Origin of the sequence: Pseudomonas sp. TE50-2 (assembly GCF_040813665.1) — a bacterium.
In the GTDB taxonomy this organism is placed as follows: Bacteria; Pseudomonadota; Gammaproteobacteria; order Pseudomonadales; family Pseudomonadaceae; genus Aquipseudomonas; species Aquipseudomonas soli.
Genome location: NZ_JBFNXN010000002.1, coordinates 1 through 24,404 on the forward strand (window position 1 = coordinate 1; position 24,404 = coordinate 24,404).

Sequence of the window (24,404 nt, forward strand, 5' to 3'; positions counted from 1 at the left end):
CACAGCCTTGCGGCAGAGGCTTGCGGCAGTTCTCGCAGACTCGCCCCTGGACGCAGCCCAACTCCTGCTGCAACAAGGCATGGTCACGGCGAACCGTCGTCGCGAAATACTCCTTGATGCTGTAGGCCCCAGCGGCGCCGCCGCGCTGCTCGCGCAACTCTTCGAGCATCTTCGCCTCCAGCGGCCCAAGGGTGACTTCGATTCGACCGCAACCAGCCTCAGCCTGGCGCGCCCTGGACTCCTCCTTACGGATCGCCTCGGGCGACCTCTCGACCTTGTGACCGGTCACAGCACACCCCCAGCGGCCGGCGTGACCTGCCGCGCCATACAACAACCTGAACAACAACTTTCGGGGGCATTCAACAACCGCTCGGACTGCTGATTGAGGCGTGCAATCTCTTTCAAGAGGGCCGCCCGGTACTGGCCGAGCGACTGGAACGTCATCGCCCAACCGTCATTCGCCACCAGCGCGGCGAGCTGGGCCAGCTTATCGGGTCTGTTTTTCATGGTCTAACCTTCTCCCTTCTAATGATGGCTCAAACGCCCAGCCAGCCCGCGCGCGACGTGACTTTGTGGGCAATGCCGGTTTCGCTCGATCTCGGCCCTGTCTCGGAGGCAAAAAAAACATCGGCGGCGCGCAGCTCAGCCAGGCCCCGGCCGTCGAGCCAGGCGTGCCAGCGCTCCAGGGCGGTGCGTTTCAAGGCGCGCAGCTCGGTGTGGATGTAGTCAGCGGTCACCCCCTTGAGGGCATGGTTCAGCAGCGCCTCGGCCACCAAGAAATTCACATCCAAGTCAGCCCAGCCGGTGCGCGCCGCCTTGCGCAGGTCGTGCCCGGTCCACTCGCCATTACCCAAGCGCTGGTAGCATTCGGAGGCTTGCCGCGCCGCCATGCACCGCCCTTTCACCCCAGGGAACAGGAACACCCCGCCATAACCACGGGACTGCTGCCAACTGCGGTAGCGCTCCAACAGCGAGCAGACTTGCGTGGTCAGCGGCAGCACCAGGGCCTCGCCGGTCTTGGTATGGCGCGCCGGAATGAACCACTCACCGCCCGCCAGGTTGAACTGCTGCCAGCGGGCCATACGCGTCTCGCCAATGCGCGTGCCGTGGCACAACATCAGGTATGCCAGCACCACCCCCACCGGCTCAGCGGCGGACCGCTCCAGCAGGTGCGCGAGCAGCGCGGCAATCTGATCAGGGCGCACCCGCCCTTCTTTAATAGGAATGGCCTCGGGAATGAAATCGGGAAACTCGAAGCCGGCCACCGGGTTGCTGGCAATCAGTTTGAGTCGGGACGCCAAGCGAAACGCAGCGATCAGCACGCCAAAGATTTGCCGGACATAGGCCAGGGAAAAGCGCTCCTGCAGCGGCCAGATCAATTCGGCATCGACCACGCCCCGACTCATGCCCACCAGGGTATGCTTGCCGAGCATGGGTTTCAGGTGCTTCTTGATGATGGTCGCCACGGCCTGCTTGCGTGACGAGGATTTGCCACTGTCGCGCTGCATGCGGTCGCCGTACCAGTCGAGCAGCTGACCCACGGTCTGCCAGCCATCGAGCGTGGTGGACGTGGCCGGATCGACCGCCAGGCGCGCCAGGATGCCGGGCAAGGCGTCGAACAACGCACCCGCGCTCAGCGCCGGCCAGTTACCGACCTTGTGATAGGGGTTTTTCGGATTGCCGGCGTAACTCAGCACGTACCAGCTGCCACGCTCACGGCCGTTACCGTAACGCAATAGCACCGGCCGGCGCGTGTCGGCCAGCTGGCGGACATGGGTCATTGGGGAATGCCGCTTGATCGCGGCGTCGGAGACGAGTACCCGCAATGTGCGCGGGTCTTCTTTCGGGGAAGGGTCTGGCATGGCCTGGCTCCTTGTTGAGGCGACCAGGCCCAGGACTACACAGCCGGGTCGCGGCGAAGGCGCAGCACACCCCTACCCCAGCACCCAGGCATCGAAGGCGAAGCGGCTACGCAGTGAGTCATTGCGGGTTACGGATTGAAGGTGAGGCGCAACTGGCGCGCCTTGGCGACCAGTTGGTAATGCTCGGCAGTCTTTTCCGGGCTCGGCCCTGGACGGTCGAAGTGGTCGACCAGCTGGAGCAGGAACGTGCGCTGTTCCAGGTACTGCCCGAGCAGCTTGGAAGCCAGCACGTCGCCGGGGCCGAAGCGGTCTTTCAGGTCGTCGAGCTCTGTTTGGGTAAGCATTCGTGGTATCCGAATTCGACTGCGATTTTTCCCCGCGCCTCGGCGAGACGGGTCCGGTAGGTGCGCAGCGACACCCCCAGTAACAGGGCATGGGATAATTGATCTAGACCGGGCTGGTAGTGCTTCCAACCCCGCGCCACGGCCACACGCTGACAGCCCGCGGCGTACTCCAGGCGCAACGCATCCGCGCACATCGGCGCGGTCTTGCGCAGCTCGTACACTAGAATTTCCACCCGCTCCTCCAGCGTGTCGCGCGGCTCACGCGAGCCCCCACCACCCCCGCCGAAGTTGAGTTCACCCTTGCTGTCGATCAGCCGGGCCAGCAGCGAGTCAGCGCCGCCACTTTCGGCGGTCCGCCCATCGCTCAGCCAGCGTGCCCAGGAATCACACAGGCGGTCGACGCGGTCATAGGCGCGCCTGGCCATCAGCTCGCCCGGCGCTTCAACAGCACTTCGGACAATGCTTCCTCGGGGTCGAGGTGATCGCCCTGGCCGCCGAAACGGTCGGTCACCAGCAGTTCGCCGTGCCGAATCGCCACAGTGCGCGAGAACGGCCGGCACAGGTGCCAGACGAAGCCGCCTGCCGCCCGCAGCGCCTCGGCCTCACCCTCACCGAGGATATGGGCATAGATCAGGCCGGGGTCGCGGCGCCGGGGCGATTCGGCCAGGGCAGCCGATAACGCCCGCGCGCGCACGCTCTCCATATGCGGTCTACAGTGATTCGACACGCTCGGCAGTAGGTCGACCAAGCCGAGGTCCAGGCGCACCAGGCTGCGCACGATGGCGTTGCGCGCCTCGGCGGTGCCGCCGGCCAGGCCGATCAATAGCGCGGGCCTAGTCATGGGGCCACCTGTTCGAGCGGTCGGAAAATGCCGTTGTAGTCCACCCGGCCACAGGAGACGCGCACGATATTGCGGGCCGCAATGAAGCCCGGATAGCGCTCACCTCGATACCAGGCGTACACGGTGCGGGGGTTTTCACCCAGCAACTGGGCCGCCCGCCGCACCCCTGGCTTGCCCTTGCCCATCTTGTCGATCCACGCGTTAAATTCCACGATATGTGCTCAGATACACTTATCGTGGAATCTTATGGCGAACTAACTCCCACTTTCAAGCTCTTAAGTGTAAGAAATACACTAAATGTGTACTCTACAGCGTCGACCTATTACTATTGCAGCAAGTGACCCGGCCCTGGGATTCCCCCAGGCCGCCAGAGAGAATGAGCATGACAGACCTGAAAATCGGCGTTGGCCTTCGACTGAAACAGTGCCGTTCAGACCAAGGACTGACCATTGAGGAGACTGCCAACCGCCTAACCGAGCGCACCGGCGAGCGCGTAATCCCGTCGCGCTACTCGAACTGGGAAACCGGCCTGCGCATGCCGCCACCCGACATGATGATCAAGCTGGGTGAACTGTTTGGCGTTGCGCCGGGCTGGCTGCAAGGTTTCACCCCGCACTCCAGCGCCAATATGACGCTGTCGGATTACATCACCGCCAACAGCCCGCAACTGTCGACCAAGCAAGGCGTGGTACCTGTCAAACAAGCCTCTGACGCCACCGCCTACAATCTTGACTATTTGAAGCAGCGCGGCTTGGATCGAAACCGCCTGCTCGCCATTCGCCAGGTCGACGCCAGCATGGCCGGCTTGATCGAGGAGGGCGACGAAGTGCTGATCGACCAAACGCGCACCGACGTGGACGGCCAGGACCTGTACGCCATCGTCGCGCCGAGCAGCGCTATTTGGGTGCGCTGGATATCGGCCCAGCTGGACGGCAGCTATAAATTGTCGGCCGAGAACGCCGAGCGCTATCCCGAGCAAGTGCTTGACCGCGACGCATTCGAGCGCCTGACCATCGTTGGTCGCGTCGCTCGGATCGCTCACGACCGCTGACCGCCGATCTGCCGTCCGAATAACAAGCCCCCAAGTGGGGCTTTTTTGATGGCTCACATTACACTTATTGTGTATATTTCCACGAATCTTAGGAACGGCAGAACGGACTTTCTCCCATGCACGGCAGCGACACCACTTCCCCAGCACTCACCACCCCACCTCCAGGCCACGAATTGGCCCAGCAGAAGCAAGCCGCCCTGTTAGTGTCGGTGCGCGAAACCGGCAGCATTGGACACGGCATCTATGCCATCGCCAACAACTGCTGCAATGAGGGCTATGTGTCCCTGGATCACGTCGAACAAATCGCCCTCCTAGCCCGGCAAATGTGCCGCCAGCTCGAACACCTCGGAATTACCCTCTCCAACTGATCCCGCCGCAAGGATGCGCCACAATGCAAGCCGTCATGGAAGTAACTGGCGAGGACGTTATAGGCCTGCCAGGCCAAACCCTGTCCAGCACTGAACTGCTGACGCTGGTTGGCCTGGCCGACGGCACCCCGACCCCAGTCTTGGCCAAGCAGCTCCAGCTGGATGACTTCGCCATCAGCCAGATTGAACGCGGCATTCAGCAGAAGCTGGGCGCCAAGAACCGCCTACATATGGTCACACGCGGCTTCACCCTGGGCGTGTTAGTGCCCCGCGCGCTGTGCATGCTGCTTTGCCTATCGGCCGCGCTGGAAATCGACCACGACATGCTCCGCCCGCGTACGCAACGCCGCTCCCGCTCAAACTTCGAAACCGTCCGCATCACCCGCACCACACCGCAGGCCGGCGCTGGCCGCGCACCTCTCTACGGTTAACGCCGAATCAACATATCTACATTTCTATATTTGTTGAACCCATAAGGGCGCGTAGCTATACTGCGCCCATCCGCTGAAATGTTGATTTCTACATATGTAGCTTTCAACATGGCGCTATTGAATGGAGTTCAACCATGTCTATTCGCATCGCTATGGCCGGCCAGAAAGGCGGCGTGAAGAAATCCGCCACCGCGCGCGCCCTGGGCACCGCCTTTGCCGGTGCCGGCATGCGCGTATTGATTGCCGACTTCGACCCCAAGCAGACCACTTGCACCAAGTGGAACCTGCGCCGCCAATCACGCTTTCCCGACCTGCCAGCGATTGCGGTCAAACCCTATGCCAGCGTGGCGCAGTGCCTGCGCGAGGCGGACGAGTATGACGTGGTGATTTTTGATCCGGGCGCGTTCGCCTCGGAGATAATGGTGGAAGCCGCCGCCCAGGCCCATTGCGTGATCTTGCCAACAGCCCTGGGCCTGGATGACTTGGAGCCCTCCGTGGACCTGGCCAATGGCCTTGTGCAACGCGGCGTCGACCCTCAGCGCATCGCCTTTGCCCTGCACCCGGCCGGCGACAGCGACAGCGAGCTGGCCGCCGCACGCGAGTACCTAGGGCAAACGCCCTATGCGACACTAGACGGCTACGTCCCTCAAATGACCATTTACAGCATGGCCCATGACCTCGGCCTGTCGGTGATCGAAGCGCGCAGCCCCGTGCCCCGGCAGAAAGCTGAAAGAATGATTCAATCCGCCATCAACACCATCAGCGCCCTGGCCAACTAAGGATTCCCCCCCATGACTATCGACGTACCCACCAACCTCAGCCAAAAGAAGCCGAAACCCTCGGCAAAAGGTTCGCCAGCCGCGCTCAAACCTCTTGAGCCCGCGACAGCCAAAACCAAGATCGCCCTAAACGTGAACCTGCCCGCCGACCTGAAAACCGCCATCCACATGGAGTCCGTGCAGCGCGGAATCAGCATGACCAAGCTGATTGGCGAAATGTGGACGGCCTACCAAGAGAAACGGCGCGGCTGATCCAGCAGGCAAACAAAAGCCCCGCATTGGCGGGGCTTTTTTATGGCTCTGTGACCGGTCACGATTCGACCTGAAACCCTGCAATGCCGAGCCCTTGGGTAAACCGCTCCAGGGTGTCAAGGCTGGCCCAGGTGCGCGGATTCTCGCGCTTGGAACGCACCGGCACCCAGTGCATGCGGCGGCGTACCAGCAGCACCCAGCGCGCGCCGTCCTCGGTGCGCTGCACCATGAACTCGCGCGCGGCCTGGCTCTCGACCAACAGGGCCAATTCCTGTTCTGTAAACGCCGAACGCGTCAAACCCTACCCCTTTGCGATGGACTGCGGCCGTCAGTGACCGGGACGCTATGATGGCCGCGCTTTTGCGTGCCGTCACCCTGGACCACGCGATTATCGCCGTTACGCGTAACGCGCACGACCCCGCCGGCTTCCTCGACCACGCGAAAGCCCTGGCTCAGCAACTGCTGCACCGTGTTGCGCTGCAAAGGGGTCATCGTGGCCACACCTCGCCCTCGCGGCGCTGCGCCTGCGCCTCGATCACCTGGGCCACCGCCTCGCCGTCGAGCGCGTGCAGCTCGTACACCTCTCCCGCGTGCAGCAGCTGACCGCGCGCCACCTGCACCACCTCATCAATGGCCACCTTGCTCCGAGCCTTGGCCAGGCGCGCATAGGCCTCATGCGCGACCACCCGCAGCGGCTCGGCCACGAACAGGTCGACCAGCAGCCGCCGATAGGCGCGCTCATCGGCACTCATCACCGGCCAGCTCATGGCGTCACCCGCCTGAACTCGACCACCCACACCCACGGATTGCCCGCCCAGTCGCCGCCAGTGGACTCCCACAGCCGCCGAAAGGCCGCCGGGTACCAGTCGCGGTAATTCGGCGACACATCGTCGCTAGCCAGCTCGGGCGGGCACACCAGGCCTTCGGCACGAATGTCCGCCCGACTGATCGCCTGCAGGCGCTCGACGCGCACGGCGGTGACTTCCAGCAGGATACGGCTGGCCCAGCGCGGCATATGGATGCTCGGCGTCCAGCCGGTGTAACCGCCCTCCGCCGGCGTAGCCAGGTGCGCAGGATCGGGCTGCAGGCAGCGGTACGGGTGGCCGTGACAGTGGTACACCAGCGGATAAGGCCCGTCGGCGCGGTAGATCGTCTGATAGGTCACACCGGGAGGCCCAGGGATGCCGGCGCGGCCGGGCTGCGCATAACGCCCCTCGCCGACCTGCACCGGATGCACGTCCTGCCAGCTCTCGCGCACCCACAGCCGGTCGCCGACCTGCCCGAACGGGCAAGGCGGCAGGGCCGCATAGGGCTGACTACCGGTCGGCAGCCACCAGTCGTGACTGTGCCGCGCATGCCTCGGCGCCGTAGCAGGCCTCACCGACCACGGCCCCTCAAGGTACTGGGGCTTGACCACGCGCCGGGTGACAGTCTTTCGGCCTTCCAAAATGGCGCGCACCATGGCGCCGCTGAACAGTATCGGCCGCTCTTTCATGCTGGCACCCCGTGCAGACGGTCAGCATCAATCAGCTGGTCAGTGGCCTCGGCGGTGCGCGCAATGTCGACACCGGGGCGCTTGTAGCGCATACCCACGGTGTCGCGCAGGTAGCGGTAGCGCTCGGCATCGGCGCGCCAGGCCTCGACCTCGGCGCGCAGGGCGTCGTACTCGCTGGCCAGCACCACCTGCTCGCCCGGCGGCCAGATGCGCGGATCGCCCTGGCCGTCCCTGACCCGCTGAGCAAAGAACGCCTTCCCACTCATACGACACCCTCCCCGGCCGCCACGCGGCGCGCCCAGCTCACACACGGACCGTCTTCGGTGTCGAAGATCCCCAACAGGAACCACTCAGGCCCCGGTGACTCAGGATTCCAGCCCTCGCAGCTGCACGACTCCTCAGTCCAATAGTGGTGCTCATCGCTATTCAGGTCGCTCTCCATGAGCCGCTGCCGCAACTCCAGGCGCTGCTCAGTGATCCACGCCCGAAAGGCCGCGTGGTCGTCTTCGTCAAAGTCCGGTAGACCAGGGTGCTCCCACCAGCCGTCTTGGTCGCGTTCGACGGGCACCGGGCCGATCAGGATCAGTTCGCCGCTCATGCCCGCACCTCCACGGCCTGGCGCGCGACCTGGGCGGTGCCTTCGATCATGCCGCGCAGCACGTCGCCCTCGGCGCGGTTGATCGTCTTGAGGTACTGCAGCGCCTCGACCACGCCGATGGCGCGTTGCTCGTTACGGTCACGCAAGGCGCCTTGGGTGTGGGTGATGACCCGCAGGCACATGTCGAGGTAATCGTGCAGCCGCTCGGGCAGGTTAAGGGCGCTGAGGGGCAGCGGTGCGGGGGTGGCCATGGTGAAACTCCTTTTCGAGTGAGGGGGTGTACTGCGCTAAAACCACTTTACCTATTTCTGGTCGCCCACTTTATAGCAAAGTGGTAATTCTGGACACAAAAAAAGGCCCCCGGTCGTCGGTCGACTGGGGGCCTGGGTTTAACATATCTCTACTTACGCGCAGGGCGTGGGCACTTCGCCATCACAGGCCAGAGCGCTGCAGCACCTCCGACTGACTCAGCCCCCGGCCAAGGATGTAGCACGGCAGCACCTGGCCATTGGGGCGGGTGGTGGCCACGATGTTGATCAGCCTCCAACCGCGTTCGATCAACACTTCGGCTTCCTTGGCGCTTTCCGCCTCGAGGATGTAATGCACCTTGCTCAGTTCCATGTTGCGCTCCTTGTGAATAGTGGCGGGTCGCCAGTGTACGCCACCCGCCAGGCGGGCGGCCTCGATCTTGAAGGGTGGGGGTTCGCTTACTCGGCCACAGGCCGGGCCAGGCGCACGCGCTCGGCGATGAGGTTCAGCAGGTGCTGACCCTGCAGCATGTAGATGCCCGACACGCGGCTGCGCTCGGCCTCGTCATCAACCGACAAGCGCCCCGCCTGCTGCGCCTTGGCGTCGAGCGCCTTCCAGCGCACCAACGCCTGCTCGATGCCCGCCAGGTCGGCAGCCAGGTCGGCCAGATCAATCAGCAGCGGCGCCGGGGCTGGATGAGGTTTGGTGGTGGTCATGGGTGGGGCTCCTTGCGGGGATGGGGTGGGGTGGGGTTCAGTTACGGCCGAACGCGTGTTCGTCGGTCGGATCATTGTCCGGCCAGCGGCCCGCGCAGCCCGGCCGCCGGCAGCGCAGCGCCACATGCACGCCGGCGGCCGGCTCGGGGTCGCACATCATCGCCACCAGGCCGCAGGCCGGCGTGCCGTCGGCGCGCAGTACATGGGCCATCTTGACGCTACGCACATCCGGCCGACGAAACCAGCTGGCATCGCGGAAAGCGGCTTGCAGTGCCGGGGCAGGGGTTGCGGTCATGGGCGGGGCTCCTTGGGAGTGCGGGGTGGGGTTCAGGCGTGACGGTTCACGAGATTGCGCAGCTGGGCCAGCTGTTCGCCGGCGGCCTGCAGCTCCTGCGCACGCTGACGGGCCTCCACCAGAAACCCGCGAATCAGTTCGGCCTCGGCGGGCGACAGGCCGGCCTTTGGCAATTGCTCCTGCGCCCGGCCAATGCACGCGGTGATGTGCTGCAGCGCAGGCGCCTGTTCAGCCAGCAACGCCTCGCGGCTGCTGTCGGTTGTGCTCATGGGGCGATCCTCGATCTTATAGGGGTGGGGCTCGGTTCGTTACGGTAACGTGTGACGGGTCACAGGCCGCGCAGAACCCACGGCGGGATATAGCGAACTTTCAGCCGCACACCCTCGGGGCTGGCCACCTGCTCGACCAGCTCCAGGTTGTACGGCGTTGGATCCGCGCCGAAACGCGCAAGCTTCACCGGCTCCGGCCTGGCGTGCTGCACACACCACTCGGCCACGGTCGGTGCGGGTTGCTTGGGATCGTCGCTCATCGGGTCGCCTCGATCTGGTGGGTTTGGGTTCGGTTCGTTACAACAGCGCTCAGAACTCGCGGCGGGGGTGATCCCATCGGGGATCCTGGGCCGGCTCGCCCGACTCCCAGGGCAACGGCTCACCCCGGCGCACGCGCTCCAGACAGTGCTCAGCCCACACCTGCAGGCTGTACGGGGTAGCCTGGGCCTGCGCGACCAGGGCCGCGCGCAACACCTCGCGCTGCAGGTCCGGGCGGCGCGGGAGGATCTGCTGTAGCACTTCCTCCAAGGCCAGGGCCTGGCCGGCTTGGGCAGCGATCTGCGGGGAAACGTGAAGCATGGGCGGTACTCCTTGTCAGTGGCGGGGCGGTTTTCAATCGTTACGCGTAACGGGCAGCTCATCAGGGCCGGCGCTGCGCGACTGCTCGCCAGGCCGCGCCAGGCGCCAGTGGGTCACACTGCCGATATAGCCGCCACTAGCCAACTCCCACTGCCCCGCCGCGAAGTGGCAGGCGAACAGCTCACCACTGTAGCCAGGGGCATAAACCATATAGGTCAGCAGGCCAAAACGGTCCTCGCTCGGCAGATCAACCGCGCAGGCCACCCAGTCGCGCCCGCGCTCCAGCACAGGCGCCAGGTAGGCATGCTGCTCGGGCTCCACGGGATCAACCGGAAGCCCTTTAAGTTCTAGCCAAGCATTGAACCTCTCTTTACCCACCAGCCGAGTGAGCGCCCTTTTTCGCCGGTAGCTCTCCAGGCTCTCACCTGCAAACAGCTCCGACTGCAGGTCGCCCATGCAGCGCGCGCAAATGCCGCACCCTGAATCAGGGTTGCCAGGAGTGAAGTAAGCAAGGCATTCGCGGCATTCACCCGTGACGCCCCCGGCAACCTCGGTAAATACCTCGGCCGCCTGGAAATCCCAGCGCTCGCCACAGGCCTGGCACACCGCGCGCAGCGAGCCCGAGCGAGACTGCTTAAGGCTTCCGCCACAAGCACCACAAGCACAAGAAGCCAGCTGCTCGACCATTGCCTGATCCACGGCCGAGTGATCTTTCTTAGGCTTGCGCAGCCCCCTACCCTGGGCGGCCTTGAGCTTGCGATACTCGCGCACCAACTGCTGACCACCCTCCTGCAAGTGCTCGCCGCGCTGCATGCGGCACTCCAGGCCATACAGCTGCAAAGCCAGGTAGTCGTCGTGATCCTTCATTTATAGGGCCTTCGTCAGGGGTGGCACGCTCTTGGTCGGAGTGTGCCCTACTCGGCTCAAATCATCAACATTTGTTGATTTGTAGATTTATTGTTTTCTTCATCGCCCGCTACGCCCAGCTCCGCTAACCGCTCGGCGGCCTCCCCAGCCAGCCAGACGTCCAGCCGCTTACGCTCGGCCTGGGTGATGCGCTCGCGGAACGCACGCACCTCAGCCAGGCCCTGCTGCAAGGCCGCGCCGGGCGAGGCGGCGAACTTGCCCCACTTCGGCAGTGGCGCATAACTACTGCCATTTCCGTTCTGCGAGGACAGGCAGGCCGACCACATCCACTGCCCTTCATGTGGCACCACCTGCACAGCCACCAACGCCACGTCTTCCTCGCGGCTGTGCTTCCACTTGTGCCTGCGCAGCAGCTGCAGGCTGAACGCCTCCGGCCCGGCGCTGGTCGGCGTATCTGTTGATTTGTTGATTTGTTGATTTGTAGAAATCGACTGACTGCCAAACTCCCCACCGATCTGCCTGAGCAGCGCGTGCAGGCGGTCGATTTCCGCGCGGGCCGCTACCAGCTCGGCCTGGGCCGTGGCCTGCTTGCGCTTGAGGTCGTCACAGATCACATGCCACAGCTGCCGTGAATACCACGCTTCGCGATCCTCGTCGGCAGGCCAATTCACGGGGGCGCCATCGCCCGACTGCAGGCGGCGGTACAGCTCCAGTAGATTACCTTTCATGAACTCGCCCGCGAGCGGACACTGGAAGTCGTAATAGTCCAGGGCGCTGCTCAGGTAGAGGCGGTCGCGCGCACTAAGCACCACGGTCAATAGCCCCTCGGCCTCGGCCTTCGCCTTGCGCTCATTACTCCGCTGGCGAAACAAACGCTGCCGCTCGGCATTACTCATTGGGCCTTTCTGCCCCGGCGCGGCCTGCGCTTCGTCCGCCGGCGCATCCAGCGCCGACAGGGCCAAGGTTTGCTGACCGTTATGCGTAACGCTGCCGAGTGCAACAGCCATCCACGCGGGACGCTTGAGGCCGGCGCGGGCCGATTCGCGCAGCACCACCGACTGGCATTCGGTCGCCAGCAGGCGCTTGACTTCCTGGCGCAGCGCGCGAGCGAAGTCCAACCCAAGGAACGCATCAGGCCATAGCTGCAACTGGTGCTCGCCGTGCTCATTCAAGAACCGCGAGTCGGCGTCTACTGCGTGCAGCATCACGCCGTGAGCACCGCCGAGACTGCTGCAGCCAACTCGCACCCACATACGCATGTCGCCCACTTCCAGCAGCCACTCGCCACACTCGCCCCAGCGGGTCGGCACACCGGCAGCCGGGGCTAGATGCTTCTGCACCCTGTCGAGCCCGCCACCATCGAGCTTGCAGGCCCACGCGGTATCGCCATTCAGGCGCCACACAGCTGCCCAATAGAACAGCCCAGCCGCCTCAATCGCCTGAGCATCGGCGCACAACATGGCGTCATTGAACTGCTCCAGCCGATAGGACGCATGCGACAGCAACGCCTCTTCTCCCTCGGGCAGCAGCGCCAAGGCGTTGCGGAAGTCGCCCATTTCATGCGGCGACTCGGCGTACTTACGCTGTTGCTGGATCGCCCTCGGGCTACGGGTGGTCTTGCGAGGCATGCGAGCATTCTCCCAGGTTGTCCTGGGGGGATTATATGTTGATCTGTAGATATCTACAATTGTTGATATCTACAATTTCGGGAGTTCTGCCGGATTGACCACATCCGCCGGCACTAGCCCGACATAGACAGTCAGCAAGCGCCACACCGCATACGGCACCTCGCCCTGGCCACCGACCCACTTGCCGATTTTTCCCGGAGACACGCCGACCAGCCGCCCCGCCCCGGACCGCCCAAGGTCCGCCAGGCGCAGCAGCTCGCGAAACTCGCCAGGACTCGGCGGCTGCCAGTCGTCGCTGTAGCGCTCGAACAACCCAGGACGGCCCAAGCTCAGTTCCTGCAGCGCCAAGGAGTAGGGCAACTGTCGCGGCGGATCGGCCGCTATTTCCAGAAACGCCCCCTGCTTTCGCACCAATGTCCGCATGGCATCCTCCAGCCCCAGGTCGACCAACTCCGACCGCGAACCGTCGCGCATCACCAATACGAACATGCAAAGCCTCCAATGCTGTGCGGCCGGCGTCCGGCCAGAAATGGCAAAGCGCGCCCTTGGGCGCGCTATGCGTGGAAAGGGCCATTCTAGAGAGGCCCCGCAGGGGGTGACATTAAAACGCCGTCACGGCACCGTCAATTTACCCCCGCCCTGGACCAAGTTGGGATGGTACTGCACCAGCACTTCGGCGCCACCCTTCCAGCAGGTCCAGCCGGACGGCAGGGATAGCAGCCCCTGGCAGTGATAGTCATGGCACTGATAAAACCCACTACCCTCCAGCCAGGCGCCAATGGCTACCAAGAGCGGCCGGTCTGGGTGCTCCTGGCTGGCAAACGCCGGCACCGTGAAAAACAGGCACGGCCGTAGATTGCCGGCGGCGTTCCTGACATTGGCGCGAAGGTTGAATTTTTCATGGAACGCCCGTTTCAAGGCGGCCACGTGAGGGGCTTGCTTGCTCATCGGCTTAACTCCGGTGGTAGCGGTCCAGGGCGAATGCCCGACCTTGCCGCCGACTCTACCGGGGTCGTCTCACGGCGTCAACAAATCTACATATCTACATTTCTACAAAGAACGCGACCGCCGGCCGCTCACCCCGCGCCGCGCAACGGCCAGCAAGTCGCCACGGCACGCGCCACGCCAACCCTACCCACGGCCTGGCGGGCGGCGAAAGGGCCGCCAAGGCCGGCGCAGGAGCTGACAGGGGCACCGAATGAGCCAGGCCCACCCCCACACGCTGAGTACCGGGCGCGCTAGCGCCCTGACCAGGCCAAGGGCCGGCGCGTGAAGGAGCGAAGGGCCGTTGCTCGCCGTAGCGTCGGGATTGGCCGTGCGCCGGCCCATAGCGACTGGAAGGCGCCTTACAGGAGGAACGGCGGCGGCACTGCGCGGACCTCTGAGCCCGCGCCTCCAGGCGCGAAGTGGCTCAGGCATCATTTGGGTAGGGGGGGGTGAGTTATACACATGGCACGGTCTATGCGCTTTAAGGGCTCTTTCTTAGCTCCTTCGGTACCACTCCACAGCATGTTTTGCATTTGTTTAAACCCCGCCGGCGGCAGGTCTCGCCTTGGCGCCTGATTGGCGCGCTCGGCGGTTGCAACGATGGCATGTGCAGGGGTGAATCGTGGTGTCGAAGGGGATTTCGAGGGGGGCAGGGAGGTGTTGCGCGGGCTGGTCGTGCTGCAGGCGTGCGGAAGCCCCGCCGGTGGCGGTGCTGGGTGAAGGGCGGTCAGCGGTGTATGGGGTTCGTCTTGAAGTGCGGGTAACGCCTGACGAACTCGACGGCAGCGGCATTGCCGCGTAGGCCCGTCGACACAAGGAACTCGTTCCAGGCGTGGTTATAGTCGACCTTGTAGGCCTGATCGGCGGCGGCCTTGGCGGCCTGCTCCTGGGCGCGGCGGGCGCGCTGGGCCTCGTTATGGGAGTTCTTGCGCTCTCGGGCGTCAGCCTGATCCGCCAACGCCTCAGCCTTGACGGTGGCGGCGTGTTTGGTGACAGCGGTCTTGAGCTTGGTTTTCTGTGCGCTACGCGCCTCGGCCAACAGATGCCCCAGGCCCAAGTCGATAAAGAACTGGGCGCGCACGTTGATGGTGGTCCGGGTGATCCACTGCTTGCCGTTGTGGAAGATTCGGCGCTGCTTGCGGCGGATGTACTTCGCCGCCTCCAGATCGGTGAGCAGGCGCGATACGGTCCACTCATTGACGCCGGAGTCTTCGGACAGGCCGCGCTGGCGGTTCAGCCGGTACTCGCCGTCCTGATAGTAGCCAAGCACCATGGTCGACAGGTCCAGGCGGGCCAGCAACGGCCCGGCGATGCGCGCCAGGGTGTCCCATTTCTGCTGGTAGGTGCGGTATCCGTAACGGCTGAGACAGTCAAAGCGGCGCAGCCAGCGCGTTTGCCGGCACTTGGCCTCTTCCTGAATGCGTTCCTCGGCCTTGCCCAGCAGGCCGTCGAAAACGAACTTCTGCTTATCGGAAAGGCCGCGTAGGCGGCGCGGCTGCTGCGAGCGGTCGACGGTGCCGACGGGCTTACGGCGCTTGACCGAGCGCGGCGGGATGTTGGCCAGGCCATTGAACTGGGCGCCGCGCACCGAGGTGGCAAGCACGGGCCGCACGGGGGCGAGCTTCATACGCTCACCCGACGCAGTTGTGCGTTACACGTAACGCTCGCTCGGCTGCTGCCGAGCCTGGACCGGGCGCACCGGCACAAACGTGCAGCGCGGCCGGCCATAGAGGCCTTGCCTAACATCATGTCTTCCCCTTGCGGGGCTTGCCTAAAACATGGTCAGCGCATAGACTCTCCCTTGCCAGGTCGAGTAGCCAATGCGGTTTGCTCTGATCATCGAACCCCTCGGACGCCACATCCGGGGGGTTTTTCTTTTTAGGCTTGCCTAAATTCCGTTATGTATCTTGCCGTTATCACCGCCTAGCCCTCTTGATTGGAGCTGTTCGGCGGCGCTCAGGATAACGCGCCCTTAGACGCAAAGTCCACTATTTGTGTAAATCAACACGTCTTGCTGCACGCGCTGCTGCCAGCACGGTTCGCAGCTGGTACACCTCGCCCGGATGCGCCTCGGCGTCCAAGCCCTTTTGAATAACCATCCATTCCAGATGGTTGCATATCGCGTCGATAGTAGACGCTTGGTCCGCATGGATCAAAGGATTTGCATTTTCAGGCTGCGACACGGGGGTTTCCTCCTGCTGATGCCGACTTTTCGCACGCTCCTTACCGCCAGAATGCGCAGCAGCACCTGGCGGCAAGGCGTTGACTAAACTGGCGGTGATGTGGGTTCGCCTCCTTGGGAGGATAACGACCGAGTTTTGGTTATCCACTTGGCGCCATGTTTTTTTTGCTCAGCGCCCGCACGTAGCCCTGACAGGCCGCCAGCGCCCTCAGTCCGTCGTCACCGTCACCGGTGATGCCGACAATTCGTTGAGCATGCGCTGGGTCAAGTTCGGCGCGCGCGGGGCCATGAACCACGCGTCCGGTGCCGGCGGCGGCTGGCACCCCACACTGACCACCCTCGGCGGCGCCGTTGGCGATGAGGACTGACAGCCTGACGCCAGCAGTAGCCAGCTGATCGCGCAGGCGCTGACGATCACTTTTCGCATCTTCCATTTCCTTGTAGTGGGTTTGACTCTGAACGGCCAGGCGCTGCTCCAGGGCCTCGCGGGCGGTCTGCTGCCCATCCATCTGCTCGATGACCTTGGTGGCGGCCGCCTCGCGCTCCTGGGCGTGCGCCAGGTCCAGGGCGGCCAGCTGCTTGCCATAGCGCCAATCCTGGGCCAGCCAGGCGCCACGACCACCCACCGCCAGGCCCAGCAGCAGCGCCAGGGCGGCCAGGCGCCAGTCGAGGCCGGTCATACGCCCAGCACCTCGCGCGCCCGCGCCCACAACACCAGGCGCTCGTCCAGGCCGTTGAGGCCGCCATTGATGCGCCGGGTAATGCGGTTGAACTCGCCTTGATCGGCCAGGGGGTTGAGGTCGCGCGACTGCCAGAACCAGGCCGCCGACTCACACGCCCACTGCGGCTGCTCCAGCAGCTCGGGCTGGGTCAGTAGACGGTCGTCGCCGAACAGTGCCCGGCTGCACGCCTGATAGTTGGCCCGGCCGGTGATCTGGATCAGGCCCCGGCCGCGATACTTCTGCCCGTCGCCGTCGGCCTCGGGGGTATTGCCCAGGGCGGCGGCAAGCTTGCCGGTGTCGTACTTGCTCAGGTAGGCATCGCCGCCCAGCTCCTTGACGTAGCGCAGTTGGCCGGATTCGTGGCCGACCTGGGCGAGGAACGCCGCCATGCGCCGGGGGTTGTTGATCTCCCGATTGACCATGGCCGCGTTGAGCGCGGACACAAAAACGCCGGCTTTCGGGCCGGCGTGCGGGTAGATGATTTGCAGCTGCTGCGCAGTTATTTGCATGGTGCTCTCCGATGATGGCCGCTCAGGCCTTGTTCACGTCCACAACCCTCAAGGGGCCGGTGGCTTTCTTGCCTTTCTTCTTGCTCTTGGCCTTGCCCTTTTTGCCGCCACTGGTTTCCACCGTGGTCGACCAGCCGCCTTGGGTGAACACCTGTTCCACGCTCTCCACCAGGTACTCGCCATCAAAGCCCGCCTTGAAGCCCTGGGCGTTGATCTTGCGTTCAGCGAACAGGTCGGTACGGCCGACCATTTCCAGGCGCATGGTCCCGGTGCTGCGATTGAAGGCCGCCAGGCGCGCCTTCGCGGCCGACTCGGCGGCGGTCTTGTTCGGGTAGATATGGCGGTCGGTATGCACTGCCGGCAGGCCGTCGGGGGCGTCTTCGTTCTCCAGCTCGACGACCTTCAACTTGCCGTCCTTGGGGTCTTGGTGCTGGGTCTTGACCGCCTTCTGTGCGCTGCGGTCGCCCTGGCGGAACGTCCAGCGCGACACGTCCGCGCGGCTGATGGTGACGGTGGCGAAGCCCTTCCCGCTCGCGCTCTGCCCGGCCTCGCGCGGCAGCACCAGCAGCTTGCCGTCGGCCACCTTGGCGGTGCAGTCGTACTGCCTGGCCAGGCGGGTAATAAAGTTGAAGTCGGATTCGCCGCGCTGGTCGACGCGCTCCACCTTGGTCTGCACCGGACAGACCGGGGTCCAGCCGTTGCGCGCCGCCACGTCGCTGACGATCTGCGACAGCGGCACGCCCTCCCAACTGCCGCTGCGGGTGGTCTTGCCGCTGCCGCGCATGTCACTGGCCTTGCCGCGAATGACCAGGGTGTCGGACGGCCCGGACACCTCCACCTCGTCCACGGTGTAGCTACCCAGGCGCACCAGACCCCGCCCTTCATAGCCCAGGGAAATCTCGATCTTGGCGCCCCTGGGCGGCACCGCCACCGCGCCATCGCGGTCATCCAGGCGCAACTCGAACTCGTCCGAGTCCATGCCCGGCTTGTCCACGGTGCGCAGCAGCAAAACCCGGTCATTGATCTTGGCGGTGATATCGCGGCCGTTGGCCACGACCTGATACATGGGCTTCATGCGCATACTCCAGAAACGAAAAAACCCGCTCAAGGCGGGTCCGTTACGCGTAACGCCGGGCGAGTGCCGGCGCCAAAAGAAAGCCCCGCGAAGGCGGGGCGGGAACAGCTATCGGTTGAGGTCCACCAGCGCCAGGTGGTCGGGGTGAACCTTGATCACGTTGTGGCAGGTCGGGCAGGAAAACACGTCGTCTTTCTTCGGATCGATGCGCAGGGCGCCCGTGCAGGCCGGGCAGTCGCCCACGGTCTGCACTTCGCGAAAGCCAAACGCTTTCCACAGGACCACCACGGCCAGGCCTGCCCCCATGGCCCAACCGATGATCGGTATCAGGGCCAGCAGCACCGCCAACAGACCACCGAAAACCAGCCAGTTCAGGCGATACATCGTCTCACCCCACCAGCCCCGCTTAACCTTCCTCAATGCTGTTGCTGCCATAGCGCCCTCGGCTCCTTGCGTAGTGGCGCGATGGTATCGGCCGCCCTGGATAAGGGCAACCGGCCATCAGTCCCACAGCTGCACCGACTCGACGGCCGGGGCCGCCAGGTCGGGCAGACGGATCAGCAGCCCCGCGCGAAACGGTTGCGGCTCATCAGCCAGCCCAGGATTGGCCGCCAGCACCGCCTCGACCGTGCCATTGAGACGGCCGTAGTAGTGCTGACACAGGGTGTCGAGCAGATCCCCGCTAGACGTTCTGCAGGTCGTCGCCATACTTCACAAACTCCAGGGAAAAGGCCTGCTTGCGGGGGATGCCGCCGGCGAGCAAGGAACTTTGGTCCTCGCTGACGCTGGTCAAGCACCAGGCGCCGAGCACGTTACCGTAACCGGTGGTCAAGTTGAGCGGGCGCAGCCGGCGGCCGATGGAACGCAACACGTCCAGCTGCTTGAGCCCGCCCCGGAAACCGGGGAACACCGCGCCCTTGATGGACAGCGTGTCCTCGCCCTGGCCGACGGCCTGCTGGGCGATATCGCGGGTCAACCGCTCCTGCCCCGCCCAGCGAAAGCCGGTCTTGCGGCTCAGTTCGTCAAACGCCGCCGTGTCGAGGTTGAAGTAATACGGCTGCGCATTCGCCTCCAGGGGCTGCAGGATGAGCAGGTGCGGGAACGGCTTCACCGCCTCGGCCGCCGGCGTCACCTGCGGCGAAAACGCCCCGGTCGGCAGGATGTTGGCCAAGCTCGGGCTGGCACTGCCGGCAATACGGTTGATCGCCGCGCCGGCCTTGCTGACCTGCTCCCCCAGCGAACCCAAGCGGTCCTGCACTTGGGCGGCGCCGCTGACCACGCGGCTATAGGTCGACGCCACCTGCCCGACCGAGGACTGCGCCGCGCTGATGGCGCGCATGGTCCGCTGCAGTTTGGCGCCCACGGCCGGGCCGATAAAGGGCACGCCCTCCAGATCGGACGCCGCGCCGGTCATGTCGCTGATGGCCCCGTCCAGTGGCCCCAGCATGCCGTCGAGACTGGTACGGCCAGCCTCCCCCGCCGCGATCAGGGACGACAGCCCCGACTTGAGCGATTCCATGTAAGCCATGACAGATCCTTACCCCACCATGGGGGCGTCGTAGAGTTGAGTGGACGCCTGACGCGCCAGGGTGTCGCGCATCACCGATTCGAACAGCGCCCGCAGCGGCCCTTCCATTTCCCGCACCTTGGCCGCCGGGTCGAGCACGTCGCCCTGAATCGTGATAGGGATCGTCGGCGCCATTGAAAACGCTTGGTCGATCTTCGGCGGCTCGGTCTTGGCCGGCGTCTCCAAGGCCTTGGCCACAGCCGGCGCGGCCGGGGCCGCCTCCGCCAGGGACTTGGCCACATCGCCCGGCGCCTGGGGCTTGTCCTCGCCGAACATTTTCAGGCCCAACCAGCCGCCCAGGGACTCGCCGCCCATGCCGCCGATGGCCGCACCGATGGCGCCGCCGATGGCCGTGCCGATGATCGGCACCACCGAACCAATCGCGGCGCCGGCTGCACCACCGGCCAGCGCCCCGGCGAAACCACCGGCCGCCGTGCCGTAGCCCTCGGCCTTCTCGTCCTGGGTCTTGGCGTTCAGCGCCACGTCCATCATCGACGCGCCGGCATCGAGCAGATTGCCGCCGGGCATGCGCTTGACGCCGTGGGTCATCTTGCTAAGGGCGCCGGCCGCCCGCCCCAGGCGCCCCACATCAGCGGTACCGGCCAGCGAGGCCGCCACACCCACCGGCGGGGCGGCCGGCGCCGACAACCGCGGTGCTCGACCAGCCCCCCGATTACGGCGCCCACGCCGCCCCTTCCGGGAAGCCCCTGCAGGGCCTCCAGCAACGCCGCCAGCGCCTAGCCCGCCGATGGCGTTGGCGTTGACCACGAACACGCGCTGCGGATCGTTGCTGGCCCCGCCGGCGGCATCGTTGCTGGCCGTCCCGCCAAACACCTTGCCCAGCACGCCCAGGCCGGCGTCCAGCGCCTTGTTGCCGGTTTTGGGCAGCGCGGGAGCCTCCGCCCCACCACCGCCCAGGCCTCGGCCCATGGCGCGGCCGCGCGCGACGTTGAACACCCCGCGCCCGACCTTGAGCGCGCTGCGCGCCGTGAGGAACGCCACCACCGCCGCTGCCGCCCCGGTCACGCCCATGGCCAGGGCCGGGAACTTGTCCGACAGCGTGGTGATGCCCTGGGCGACTTTCGTCAGCCCCTGGGCCGCCAGGTCGGTGGCCGGGCGGATCGCATCGCCGATGCTGCGCATCGAGTCATCGACCGCCTGTCCCAGCTCCGCCCAGCGCTGCTTGGACGTTTCCCGGCGCTCGGCCAGGTTCTTGTCGAGGATGCCGCTAGCCTTCTGCGAATCGGCTTTCAGCTCGTTGTACAGGCCCCGGTTCTGCCCGTAGGCCGTGAGCGCCGCCTTGACCTGCATGTCGGCGAAAATATCACCGGTGCGCAGGGTCTTTTCCAGCGCTTCAAGCGCCGCCTTGGCCTTCTCCGGGTCAACCTCTTTGTCGATCTTGGCCTGGGCGTCCTTCATCGCCTGGGCCTTTTTCGGGTCGGTCTTCTCGACGTACTGCATGGCCAAAGCCATGGACGCCTCAATGACGTTCATGCCCTTTTGCAGACCAGTGTTCAGCGATTTTTGATAGTCGATCCCGGCCTTTTCATAGTTCTTCTGGATATCGCCGGCGCCGATTTTCTCCATCCAGTTCTTGAAGTTGTTCGCCGCCTCGTCGGCGCTGCCGGCGGTCTTCATCTGCACCTGCAGCATAGAGCCCAGCGACGTGACCGCATCCAGCCCGGTGACGCCGTTCTTCTCCATGCCGGCCAGCAGCTGCGGGAACCACTTGGCCATGTCGGACGCTTCGAAGCTGCCCGCCTGCCCCTGATACGCGATGGCCTCCAGGGCCTGCTGCATGACCTTGGGGTCGGTGATTTTGGCGTTCTGCTGCAGCGCCATGATCATCGACGCCGTGTCGACACCAGAGGCGCCTTGGCCGACGGCAAACTTGGCGGCCGTCGGCGCGTAGGCCAGCGCCTTATCGACCTCCATGCCGGCACCGACCAACTGGTTGACCAGATCCGCCACGTCGTTGCGCGACATGCCGGTATCTCGGGCCGTGTCGATCACCGTCCGGCTAAGCTGGGCTTCCTGCGGCTTGTTGACGATATCGGACTTGATCGCGATATCACGTATCACCGCCTGATAGTCGGCGCTGATCTTAGTCGGGATCGCGGCCAAGCCAGTGCCAACCACCGCCGCGCCGATGTTCGACTTGAGCGAGGCTTTGCCCGCCGCGATCTGCTGATGACCCTTCATCTGCAAATCGGCCGATTTCGCCTCCCTGGCCAGGCGCTGATACTCGCGCCCCAGGCGCCCGACTTCAACGCCCTGTTTCCTCAAGGCGTCGAGATTGCCGTTCAACTTGGCCAGCAGCTTGTCGGCGCCGGCCGCGCCACTGGCGTGCGCCTTTTGCCACTCCTCGCGCAGCTTGATGGTGTCGCCGATGGTGCTCTTGAGCACCCTGGCCTTGTTGCCCTTGCTCTCCAGCTTTTGGATGCCGCTTTCGACCGATTTGAAAGCGGCGCCGACCGACGATGCGACGGCGCCCCCGATCACCAGCGATAACGCCAGTTTGCTTGCCATGCGCTACCCCCTCAACGGCTCAGTCCGTGAGCCACCACCTCATATCCGCCCACGGCATGACCGAGATTTCGGCCGCCGAAAAGCCCAGCTCGCGCGCCAGGCGCTTGGCCACGACTTTCTGCAGCTGGGGGTTAAATTTCGTCGTCCTGCACCAGGCGAAAATAGGCGGTTTGCAGGCGGGAATAGTCCTTGAGGGCCATGCCCTCCAAGTCCTTGACGCCGACTTCGGCGAGCGAGGCGAACAGGTTCAGCTCGCGCTGTTCGTCGTCAGCGCCGGCGGCGGTCTGCTGGGCGGCGCGAATGTCGCGCACTGTCGGCGCGCGCAGGGTGACGCGGTTGGCCTGCACGCCGTTGAACTCGGCCGGCTTGCTCAGCGTTACGGTAACGCTGTCGGCGGTGATGGTCAGCCAAGCGGGGATTTTTTGGGTGCTCATGCTTCGGTGTCCTTGTGTGTAGACAGGTAAGAGGGGTTACAGGCCCAGGGCGCGGCGCTGCTCGATCAGCTGGTCAACGCCATTGATGACGCGGCGCATGCCCAGGGCGTCGATTTCGTAGACCAGGCGGCCGTCGACTTCGAGCTTGTAATAGGTCAGGGAAACGGAGTGCTTGATTTCGGCCTTGTCGCCGGCCTTCCAGTCGCCCATATCAACCTCTTTCAGCGAGCCGCGCAGGGTGACGATCACCGGGTTGATCTTGCCCTTGAGGCCCTTGAAGGCGCCCCGGAACGTGCCGTTGAACGCGGTTCCGTCGGCCAGGCCGAAAAACTTCAGCGACTCGCGGCGCACGCCGGTGGTGGTGAAGGCGGCTTCCTGCTTTTCCATGCCCTGGTCCAGCTCCACCGCCAGGTCCATGCCGCCGGCGCGGTGTTCTTCCATCTTGAGCGTGAGCTTGGGCAGGGTCAGGCTGGGCACATCGCCCTGGAAACTGACGCCATCCACGAACAGGTTCAGGTTGGCCAGGGTTTCGGGAATCATTGCCATGGGGTGCGCTCCTTATACGGCGTTGGCGTCGAGGACTTCGGTCAACCACTGGTTGGTGACTTCGACGCGGAAGTTGGGGTTTTCGGCCGGGGGCACGTCGGTAAACCGGATGTTCCAATACACCTTGCCCTGCTCCAGCTGGCTCGCCGTGTTCAGCTCAGGATCGGCGTAGACCTCGAAATTGATGATTGCGCCCTGGGCCTTGAGGTCGCGCATGAACGCCTGCAGGCCTTCGGTCACGTCCTTGACGTAGGTCGCGGTGATCGAGCGGTCGACCGCCCACTTGTGGCCGTAGAGGATCGCGTCCATGACGATATCCATCGTGCGCACGCGGGTGACGAAGGCCCATTTCGGATCGCTCGACAGCGTGCGGTTGCCCCACAGGCGATAGCCGTCGTCGCGAATGATGGTGGTGATATTGGCGTTATTGAGCTGGTTTGCCCGACACGTCTCGTCACCGTCCAAGAACTCCACCGGGCGCGAGGTGCCGGTGATGCCGACGAACTCCTTGTTGGACGGCGAGGCCCAGAATCCATACTCGCTGTCGGTCCAGGCGAACAGGCCGGCCACCCAGGGCGAGCCCGGCGCATCGACCGTGGCGCTCGCCTCGGTGTCCCAATAGCGCACCCCAGGGTCAACCATGTAGGCGCGCTTCGCGCCGAACTCGCCGGCATACGCCAGCGCCGCCTCGTCGGTGGTGTTGGGGCCGTCGAGGATGGCGATACCGCGCAGCTTGTCGGCCAGCGCCACCAGGGCGGTGCCGACGGCCTGGGTCGCGCTGTGCTTGGGCGCGATCAGCAGGCGCGGCTGGGCGTTGAACCGGCTTTTGCCGTCCAACAGCGCTTGCAGGCCGGTGCGCTTGCCGTCGGCCAGGGTGCCGCCGATGATCGCCGAGGTTTGCTCGGGGAGCGTTTCCAGCTTGGCCACGCCACAAGCGACGATGACCGCCTTGGCGCGCATGTAGATGGCGCGGCAGGCCTTGGTGATGGCCGCATTGGGGCCGAACGCGGCGACCGCCTCGCGCTCGCTGGTGATCATCACCAGATCATTCGCCTTGGCCGTGGCGTCAGGGCCGGGGGTGAAGGTGTCGACCAGGCCGATGATCGAGGACGACGGCAGCGCGATGGTGCGCGCGCCGGTGTCGACGTTCGTTACGGTAACGCCGTGAAAGAAACCGCTCATTAGGTTCTCCAGAAACAAGAAGGCCCCGCAGATGCGAGGCCAGGGAC

At 64.8% G+C, this 24,404-nt stretch carries 39 protein-coding genes; 5 read left to right on the forward strand and 34 right to left on the reverse strand.

The features are described 5' to 3' along the window. Positions 1-285: 285 nt before the first annotated feature. The 6 genes from AAHK21_RS26735 to AAHK21_RS26760 all read right to left on the reverse strand — a co-directional run bounded on the left by AAHK21_RS26735 (position 286) and on the right by AAHK21_RS26760 (position 3,259). Positions 286-507: a hypothetical protein gene (locus AAHK21_RS26735; protein ID WP_367859047.1), complete on the reverse strand. Its 222-nt coding sequence runs from the start codon at positions 505-507 to the stop codon at positions 286-288. A gap of 29 nt (positions 508-536) precedes the next feature. Further along, the gene (locus AAHK21_RS26740; RefSeq protein ID WP_367859048.1) at positions 537-1,862 is read right to left on the reverse strand and encodes a tyrosine-type recombinase/integrase; all 1,326 of its coding nucleotides are present in this window, start codon (positions 1,860-1,862) and stop codon (positions 537-539) included. Positions 1,863-1,990: 128 nt separating this feature from the next. After that, on the reverse strand, positions 1,991-2,206 hold the full coding sequence (locus AAHK21_RS26745; protein WP_367859049.1) for a hypothetical protein: 216 nt from the start codon (positions 2,204-2,206) through the stop codon (positions 1,991-1,993). Further along, positions 2,176-2,631, reverse strand: coding sequence for a hypothetical protein (locus tag AAHK21_RS26750; RefSeq protein ID WP_367859050.1), 456 nt, complete (start codon positions 2,629-2,631; stop codon positions 2,176-2,178). Before AAHK21_RS26750 ends, AAHK21_RS26745 begins: the two co-directional genes overlap by 31 nt. Then, entirely contained in the window at positions 2,631-3,047 is a 417-nt protein-coding gene (locus AAHK21_RS26755) for a hypothetical protein (RefSeq protein WP_367859051.1), read from the reverse strand. The genes AAHK21_RS26750 and AAHK21_RS26755 overlap by 1 nt, the downstream gene beginning before the upstream one ends. Further along, positions 3,044-3,259 carry a hypothetical protein gene (locus AAHK21_RS26760; protein ID WP_367859052.1) on the reverse strand — a complete coding sequence of 72 codons (216 nt, stop codon included), beginning with the start codon at positions 3,257-3,259 and terminating at the stop codon, positions 3,044-3,046. The genes AAHK21_RS26755 and AAHK21_RS26760 overlap by 4 nt, the downstream gene beginning before the upstream one ends. A 170-nt stretch (positions 3,260-3,429) precedes the next feature. Here AAHK21_RS26760 and AAHK21_RS26765 point away from each other — a divergent pair, with 170 nt between their 5' ends. From AAHK21_RS26765 to AAHK21_RS26785, 5 genes are all read left to right on the forward strand, one after another. Beyond that, a complete protein-coding gene (locus AAHK21_RS26765; protein WP_197865835.1) occupies positions 3,430-4,098 on the forward strand; it encodes a helix-turn-helix domain-containing protein in 669 nt (222 codons plus the stop codon). Between the two features lie 116 nt (positions 4,099-4,214). Continuing rightward, positions 4,215-4,466, forward strand: coding sequence for a hypothetical protein (locus tag AAHK21_RS26770; protein ID WP_367859053.1), 252 nt, complete (start codon positions 4,215-4,217; stop codon positions 4,464-4,466). 23 nt (positions 4,467-4,489) lie between these two features. Further along, the gene (locus tag AAHK21_RS26775; RefSeq protein WP_367859054.1) at positions 4,490-4,897 is read left to right on the forward strand and encodes a hypothetical protein; all 408 of its coding nucleotides are present in this window, start codon (positions 4,490-4,492) and stop codon (positions 4,895-4,897) included. A 134-nt stretch (positions 4,898-5,031) separates the two neighbouring features. Further along, positions 5,032-5,676: a ParA family protein gene (locus AAHK21_RS26780; RefSeq protein WP_367859055.1), complete on the forward strand. Its 645-nt coding sequence runs from the start codon at positions 5,032-5,034 to the stop codon at positions 5,674-5,676. A gap of 12 nt (positions 5,677-5,688) precedes the next feature. Then, positions 5,689-5,928, forward strand: coding sequence for a hypothetical protein (locus AAHK21_RS26785; RefSeq protein WP_367859056.1), 240 nt, complete (start codon positions 5,689-5,691; stop codon positions 5,926-5,928). Between the two features lie 58 nt (positions 5,929-5,986). Here AAHK21_RS26785 and AAHK21_RS26790 read toward each other — a convergent pair whose 3' ends face one another. The 28 genes from AAHK21_RS26790 to AAHK21_RS26925 all read right to left on the reverse strand — a co-directional run bounded on the left by AAHK21_RS26790 (position 5,987) and on the right by AAHK21_RS26925 (position 24,357). Further along, complete coding sequence (locus AAHK21_RS26790) at positions 5,987-6,187, reverse strand: hypothetical protein (protein WP_367859057.1); 201 nt, start codon at positions 6,185-6,187, stop codon at positions 5,987-5,989. Between the two features lie 229 nt (positions 6,188-6,416). Continuing rightward, positions 6,417-6,725, reverse strand: coding sequence for a hypothetical protein (locus tag AAHK21_RS26795; protein WP_367859099.1), 309 nt, complete (start codon positions 6,723-6,725; stop codon positions 6,417-6,419). After that, positions 6,692-7,423, reverse strand: a complete 732-nt coding sequence (locus AAHK21_RS26800; protein ID WP_367859058.1) for a hypothetical protein — start codon at positions 7,421-7,423, stop codon at positions 6,692-6,694. The genes AAHK21_RS26795 and AAHK21_RS26800 overlap by 34 nt, the downstream gene beginning before the upstream one ends. Further along, positions 7,420-7,689: a hypothetical protein gene (locus AAHK21_RS26805; protein ID WP_367859059.1), complete on the reverse strand. Its 270-nt coding sequence runs from the start codon at positions 7,687-7,689 to the stop codon at positions 7,420-7,422. Before AAHK21_RS26805 ends, AAHK21_RS26800 begins: the two co-directional genes overlap by 4 nt. Beyond that, on the reverse strand, positions 7,686-8,021 hold the full coding sequence (locus tag AAHK21_RS26810; RefSeq protein WP_197865826.1) for a hypothetical protein: 336 nt from the start codon (positions 8,019-8,021) through the stop codon (positions 7,686-7,688). Before AAHK21_RS26810 ends, AAHK21_RS26805 begins: the two co-directional genes overlap by 4 nt. Further along, a complete protein-coding gene (locus AAHK21_RS26815) occupies positions 8,018-8,272 on the reverse strand; it encodes a hypothetical protein (protein WP_367859060.1) in 255 nt (84 codons plus the stop codon). Before AAHK21_RS26815 ends, AAHK21_RS26810 begins: the two co-directional genes overlap by 4 nt. Positions 8,273-8,453: 181 nt before the next feature. After that, the gene (locus AAHK21_RS26820; protein ID WP_367859061.1) at positions 8,454-8,642 is read right to left on the reverse strand and encodes a hypothetical protein; all 189 of its coding nucleotides are present in this window, start codon (positions 8,640-8,642) and stop codon (positions 8,454-8,456) included. Positions 8,643-8,728: 86 nt separating this feature from the next. Further along, positions 8,729-8,986 (reverse strand): hypothetical protein, encoded by a 258-nt coding sequence (locus tag AAHK21_RS26825; protein WP_367859062.1) that lies wholly within the window; start codon positions 8,984-8,986, stop codon positions 8,729-8,731. A 37-nt stretch (positions 8,987-9,023) separates the two neighbouring features. Then, positions 9,024-9,281 (reverse strand): hypothetical protein, encoded by a 258-nt coding sequence (locus AAHK21_RS26830; protein WP_197865823.1) that lies wholly within the window; start codon positions 9,279-9,281, stop codon positions 9,024-9,026. Between the two features lie 32 nt (positions 9,282-9,313). Continuing rightward, positions 9,314-9,550, reverse strand: coding sequence for a hypothetical protein (locus tag AAHK21_RS26835; protein WP_367859063.1), 237 nt, complete (start codon positions 9,548-9,550; stop codon positions 9,314-9,316). 59 nt (positions 9,551-9,609) lie between these two features. Then, positions 9,610-9,810: a hypothetical protein gene (locus AAHK21_RS26840; RefSeq protein ID WP_367859064.1), complete on the reverse strand. Its 201-nt coding sequence runs from the start codon at positions 9,808-9,810 to the stop codon at positions 9,610-9,612. A gap of 49 nt (positions 9,811-9,859) precedes the next feature. After that, a complete protein-coding gene (locus AAHK21_RS26845) occupies positions 9,860-10,129 on the reverse strand; it encodes a hypothetical protein (RefSeq protein WP_367859065.1) in 270 nt (89 codons plus the stop codon). Between the two features lie 33 nt (positions 10,130-10,162). After that, entirely contained in the window at positions 10,163-10,996 is an 834-nt protein-coding gene (locus tag AAHK21_RS26850; RefSeq protein WP_367859066.1) for a hypothetical protein, read from the reverse strand. 56 nt (positions 10,997-11,052) lie between these two features. Beyond that, positions 11,053-12,624, reverse strand: coding sequence for a hypothetical protein (locus AAHK21_RS26855; RefSeq protein WP_367859067.1), 1,572 nt, complete (start codon positions 12,622-12,624; stop codon positions 11,053-11,055). A gap of 69 nt (positions 12,625-12,693) precedes the next feature. Then, positions 12,694-13,113, reverse strand: coding sequence for a hypothetical protein (locus AAHK21_RS26860; protein WP_367859068.1), 420 nt, complete (start codon positions 13,111-13,113; stop codon positions 12,694-12,696). A gap of 123 nt (positions 13,114-13,236) precedes the next feature. Then, the gene (locus tag AAHK21_RS26865) at positions 13,237-13,572 is read right to left on the reverse strand and encodes a hypothetical protein (protein WP_367859069.1); all 336 of its coding nucleotides are present in this window, start codon (positions 13,570-13,572) and stop codon (positions 13,237-13,239) included. A gap of 766 nt (positions 13,573-14,338) precedes the next feature. Beyond that, positions 14,339-15,238, reverse strand: a complete 900-nt coding sequence (locus AAHK21_RS26870) for a hypothetical protein (RefSeq protein WP_367859070.1) — start codon at positions 15,236-15,238, stop codon at positions 14,339-14,341. Between the two features lie 361 nt (positions 15,239-15,599). Further along, on the reverse strand, positions 15,600-15,794 hold the full coding sequence (locus AAHK21_RS26875; protein WP_367859071.1) for a hypothetical protein: 195 nt from the start codon (positions 15,792-15,794) through the stop codon (positions 15,600-15,602). Between the two features lie 139 nt (positions 15,795-15,933). Next, the gene (locus tag AAHK21_RS26880) at positions 15,934-16,473 is read right to left on the reverse strand and encodes a lysis system i-spanin subunit Rz (protein ID WP_367859072.1); all 540 of its coding nucleotides are present in this window, start codon (positions 16,471-16,473) and stop codon (positions 15,934-15,936) included. After that, entirely contained in the window at positions 16,470-17,024 is a 555-nt protein-coding gene (locus AAHK21_RS26885; RefSeq protein ID WP_367859073.1) for a glycoside hydrolase family 19 protein, read from the reverse strand. The genes AAHK21_RS26880 and AAHK21_RS26885 overlap by 4 nt, the downstream gene beginning before the upstream one ends. Before the next feature lie 22 nt (positions 17,025-17,046). After that, positions 17,047-18,099, reverse strand: a complete 1,053-nt coding sequence (locus AAHK21_RS26890; RefSeq protein WP_367859074.1) for a phage late control D family protein — start codon at positions 18,097-18,099, stop codon at positions 17,047-17,049. Positions 18,100-18,207: 108 nt separating this feature from the next. Beyond that, entirely contained in the window at positions 18,208-18,483 is a 276-nt protein-coding gene (locus AAHK21_RS26895; RefSeq protein WP_367859075.1) for a hypothetical protein, read from the reverse strand. 117 nt (positions 18,484-18,600) lie between these two features. Beyond that, positions 18,601-18,807: a tail protein X gene (locus tag AAHK21_RS26900; RefSeq protein WP_367859076.1), complete on the reverse strand. Its 207-nt coding sequence runs from the start codon at positions 18,805-18,807 to the stop codon at positions 18,601-18,603. Next, entirely contained in the window at positions 18,782-19,627 is an 846-nt protein-coding gene (locus AAHK21_RS26905; RefSeq protein ID WP_367859077.1) for a phage tail protein, read from the reverse strand. Before AAHK21_RS26905 ends, AAHK21_RS26900 begins: the two co-directional genes overlap by 26 nt. A 9-nt stretch (positions 19,628-19,636) precedes the next feature. After that, on the reverse strand, positions 19,637-22,195 hold the full coding sequence (locus AAHK21_RS26910; protein ID WP_367859078.1) for a phage tail tape measure protein: 2,559 nt from the start codon (positions 22,193-22,195) through the stop codon (positions 19,637-19,639). 131 nt (positions 22,196-22,326) lie between these two features. Next, positions 22,327-22,629 (reverse strand): phage tail assembly protein, encoded by a 303-nt coding sequence (locus AAHK21_RS26915; RefSeq protein ID WP_367859079.1) that lies wholly within the window; start codon positions 22,627-22,629, stop codon positions 22,327-22,329. Between the two features lie 36 nt (positions 22,630-22,665). Then, positions 22,666-23,175, reverse strand: a complete 510-nt coding sequence (locus AAHK21_RS26920) for a phage major tail tube protein (RefSeq protein ID WP_367859080.1) — start codon at positions 23,173-23,175, stop codon at positions 22,666-22,668. A gap of 12 nt (positions 23,176-23,187) precedes the next feature. Beyond that, positions 23,188-24,357 carry a phage tail sheath subtilisin-like domain-containing protein gene (locus AAHK21_RS26925; protein WP_367859081.1) on the reverse strand — a complete coding sequence of 390 codons (1,170 nt, stop codon included), beginning with the start codon at positions 24,355-24,357 and terminating at the stop codon, positions 23,188-23,190. Positions 24,358-24,404 lie beyond the last annotated feature (47 nt).

Coding starts and splice junctions, on each gene's coding strand:
- AAHK21_RS26850 (WP_367859066.1), bottom strand. CDS start 10,996: ATGAAGGATCACGACGACTACCTGGCTTTGCAGCTGTATGGCCTGGAG.
- AAHK21_RS26880 (WP_367859072.1), bottom strand. CDS start 16,473: ATGACCGGCCTCGACTGGCGCCTGGCCGCCCTGGCGCTGCTGCTGGGC.
- AAHK21_RS26735 (WP_367859047.1), bottom strand. CDS start 507: ATGAAAAACAGACCCGATAAGCTGGCCCAGCTCGCCGCGCTGGTGGCG.
- AAHK21_RS26750 (WP_367859050.1), bottom strand. CDS start 2,631: ATGGCCAGGCGCGCCTATGACCGCGTCGACCGCCTGTGTGATTCCTGG.
- AAHK21_RS26820 (WP_367859061.1), bottom strand. CDS start 8,642: ATGGAACTGAGCAAGGTGCATTACATCCTCGAGGCGGAAAGCGCCAAG.
- AAHK21_RS26900 (WP_367859076.1), bottom strand. CDS start 18,807: ATGGCGACGACCTGCAGAACGTCTAGCGGGGATCTGCTCGACACCCTG.
- AAHK21_RS26785 (WP_367859056.1), top strand. CDS start 5,689: ATGACTATCGACGTACCCACCAACCTCAGCCAAAAGAAGCCGAAACCC.
- AAHK21_RS26800 (WP_367859058.1), bottom strand. CDS start 7,423: ATGAAAGAGCGGCCGATACTGTTCAGCGGCGCCATGGTGCGCGCCATT.
- AAHK21_RS26765 (WP_197865835.1), top strand. CDS start 3,430: ATGACAGACCTGAAAATCGGCGTTGGCCTTCGACTGAAACAGTGCCGT.
- AAHK21_RS26830 (WP_197865823.1), bottom strand. CDS start 9,281: ATGACCGCAACCCCTGCCCCGGCACTGCAAGCCGCTTTCCGCGATGCC.
- AAHK21_RS26745 (WP_367859049.1), bottom strand. CDS start 2,206: ATGCTTACCCAAACAGAGCTCGACGACCTGAAAGACCGCTTCGGCCCC.
- AAHK21_RS26805 (WP_367859059.1), bottom strand. CDS start 7,689: ATGAGTGGGAAGGCGTTCTTTGCTCAGCGGGTCAGGGACGGCCAGGGC.
- AAHK21_RS26825 (WP_367859062.1), bottom strand. CDS start 8,986: ATGACCACCACCAAACCTCATCCAGCCCCGGCGCCGCTGCTGATTGAT.
- AAHK21_RS26910 (WP_367859078.1), bottom strand. CDS start 22,195: ATGGCAAGCAAACTGGCGTTATCGCTGGTGATCGGGGGCGCCGTCGCA.
- AAHK21_RS26865 (WP_367859069.1), bottom strand. CDS start 13,572: ATGAGCAAGCAAGCCCCTCACGTGGCCGCCTTGAAACGGGCGTTCCAT.
- AAHK21_RS26860 (WP_367859068.1), bottom strand. CDS start 13,113: ATGTTCGTATTGGTGATGCGCGACGGTTCGCGGTCGGAGTTGGTCGAC.
- AAHK21_RS26920 (WP_367859080.1), bottom strand. CDS start 23,175: ATGGCAATGATTCCCGAAACCCTGGCCAACCTGAACCTGTTCGTGGAT.
- AAHK21_RS26755 (WP_367859051.1), bottom strand. CDS start 3,047: ATGACTAGGCCCGCGCTATTGATCGGCCTGGCCGGCGGCACCGCCGAG.
- AAHK21_RS26885 (WP_367859073.1), bottom strand. CDS start 17,024: ATGCAAATAACTGCGCAGCAGCTGCAAATCATCTACCCGCACGCCGGC.
- AAHK21_RS26775 (WP_367859054.1), top strand. CDS start 4,490: ATGCAAGCCGTCATGGAAGTAACTGGCGAGGACGTTATAGGCCTGCCA.
- AAHK21_RS26740 (WP_367859048.1), bottom strand. CDS start 1,862: ATGCCAGACCCTTCCCCGAAAGAAGACCCGCGCACATTGCGGGTACTC.
- AAHK21_RS26925 (WP_367859081.1), bottom strand. CDS start 24,357: ATGAGCGGTTTCTTTCACGGCGTTACCGTAACGAACGTCGACACCGGC.
- AAHK21_RS26845 (WP_367859065.1), bottom strand. CDS start 10,129: ATGCTTCACGTTTCCCCGCAGATCGCTGCCCAAGCCGGCCAGGCCCTG.
- AAHK21_RS26835 (WP_367859063.1), bottom strand. CDS start 9,550: ATGAGCACAACCGACAGCAGCCGCGAGGCGTTGCTGGCTGAACAGGCG.
- AAHK21_RS26895 (WP_367859075.1), bottom strand. CDS start 18,483: ATGTATCGCCTGAACTGGCTGGTTTTCGGTGGTCTGTTGGCGGTGCTG.
- AAHK21_RS26840 (WP_367859064.1), bottom strand. CDS start 9,810: ATGAGCGACGATCCCAAGCAACCCGCACCGACCGTGGCCGAGTGGTGT.
- AAHK21_RS26815 (WP_367859060.1), bottom strand. CDS start 8,272: ATGGCCACCCCCGCACCGCTGCCCCTCAGCGCCCTTAACCTGCCCGAG.
- AAHK21_RS26890 (WP_367859074.1), bottom strand. CDS start 18,099: ATGAAGCCCATGTATCAGGTCGTGGCCAACGGCCGCGATATCACCGCC.
- AAHK21_RS26905 (WP_367859077.1), bottom strand. CDS start 19,627: ATGGCTTACATGGAATCGCTCAAGTCGGGGCTGTCGTCCCTGATCGCG.
- AAHK21_RS26770 (WP_367859053.1), top strand. CDS start 4,215: ATGCACGGCAGCGACACCACTTCCCCAGCACTCACCACCCCACCTCCA.
- AAHK21_RS26780 (WP_367859055.1), top strand. CDS start 5,032: ATGTCTATTCGCATCGCTATGGCCGGCCAGAAAGGCGGCGTGAAGAAA.
- AAHK21_RS26915 (WP_367859079.1), bottom strand. CDS start 22,629: ATGAGCACCCAAAAAATCCCCGCTTGGCTGACCATCACCGCCGACAGC.
- AAHK21_RS26855 (WP_367859067.1), bottom strand. CDS start 12,624: ATGCCTCGCAAGACCACCCGTAGCCCGAGGGCGATCCAGCAACAGCGT.
- AAHK21_RS26870 (WP_367859070.1), bottom strand. CDS start 15,238: ATGAAGCTCGCCCCCGTGCGGCCCGTGCTTGCCACCTCGGTGCGCGGC.
- AAHK21_RS26810 (WP_197865826.1), bottom strand. CDS start 8,021: ATGAGCGGCGAACTGATCCTGATCGGCCCGGTGCCCGTCGAACGCGAC.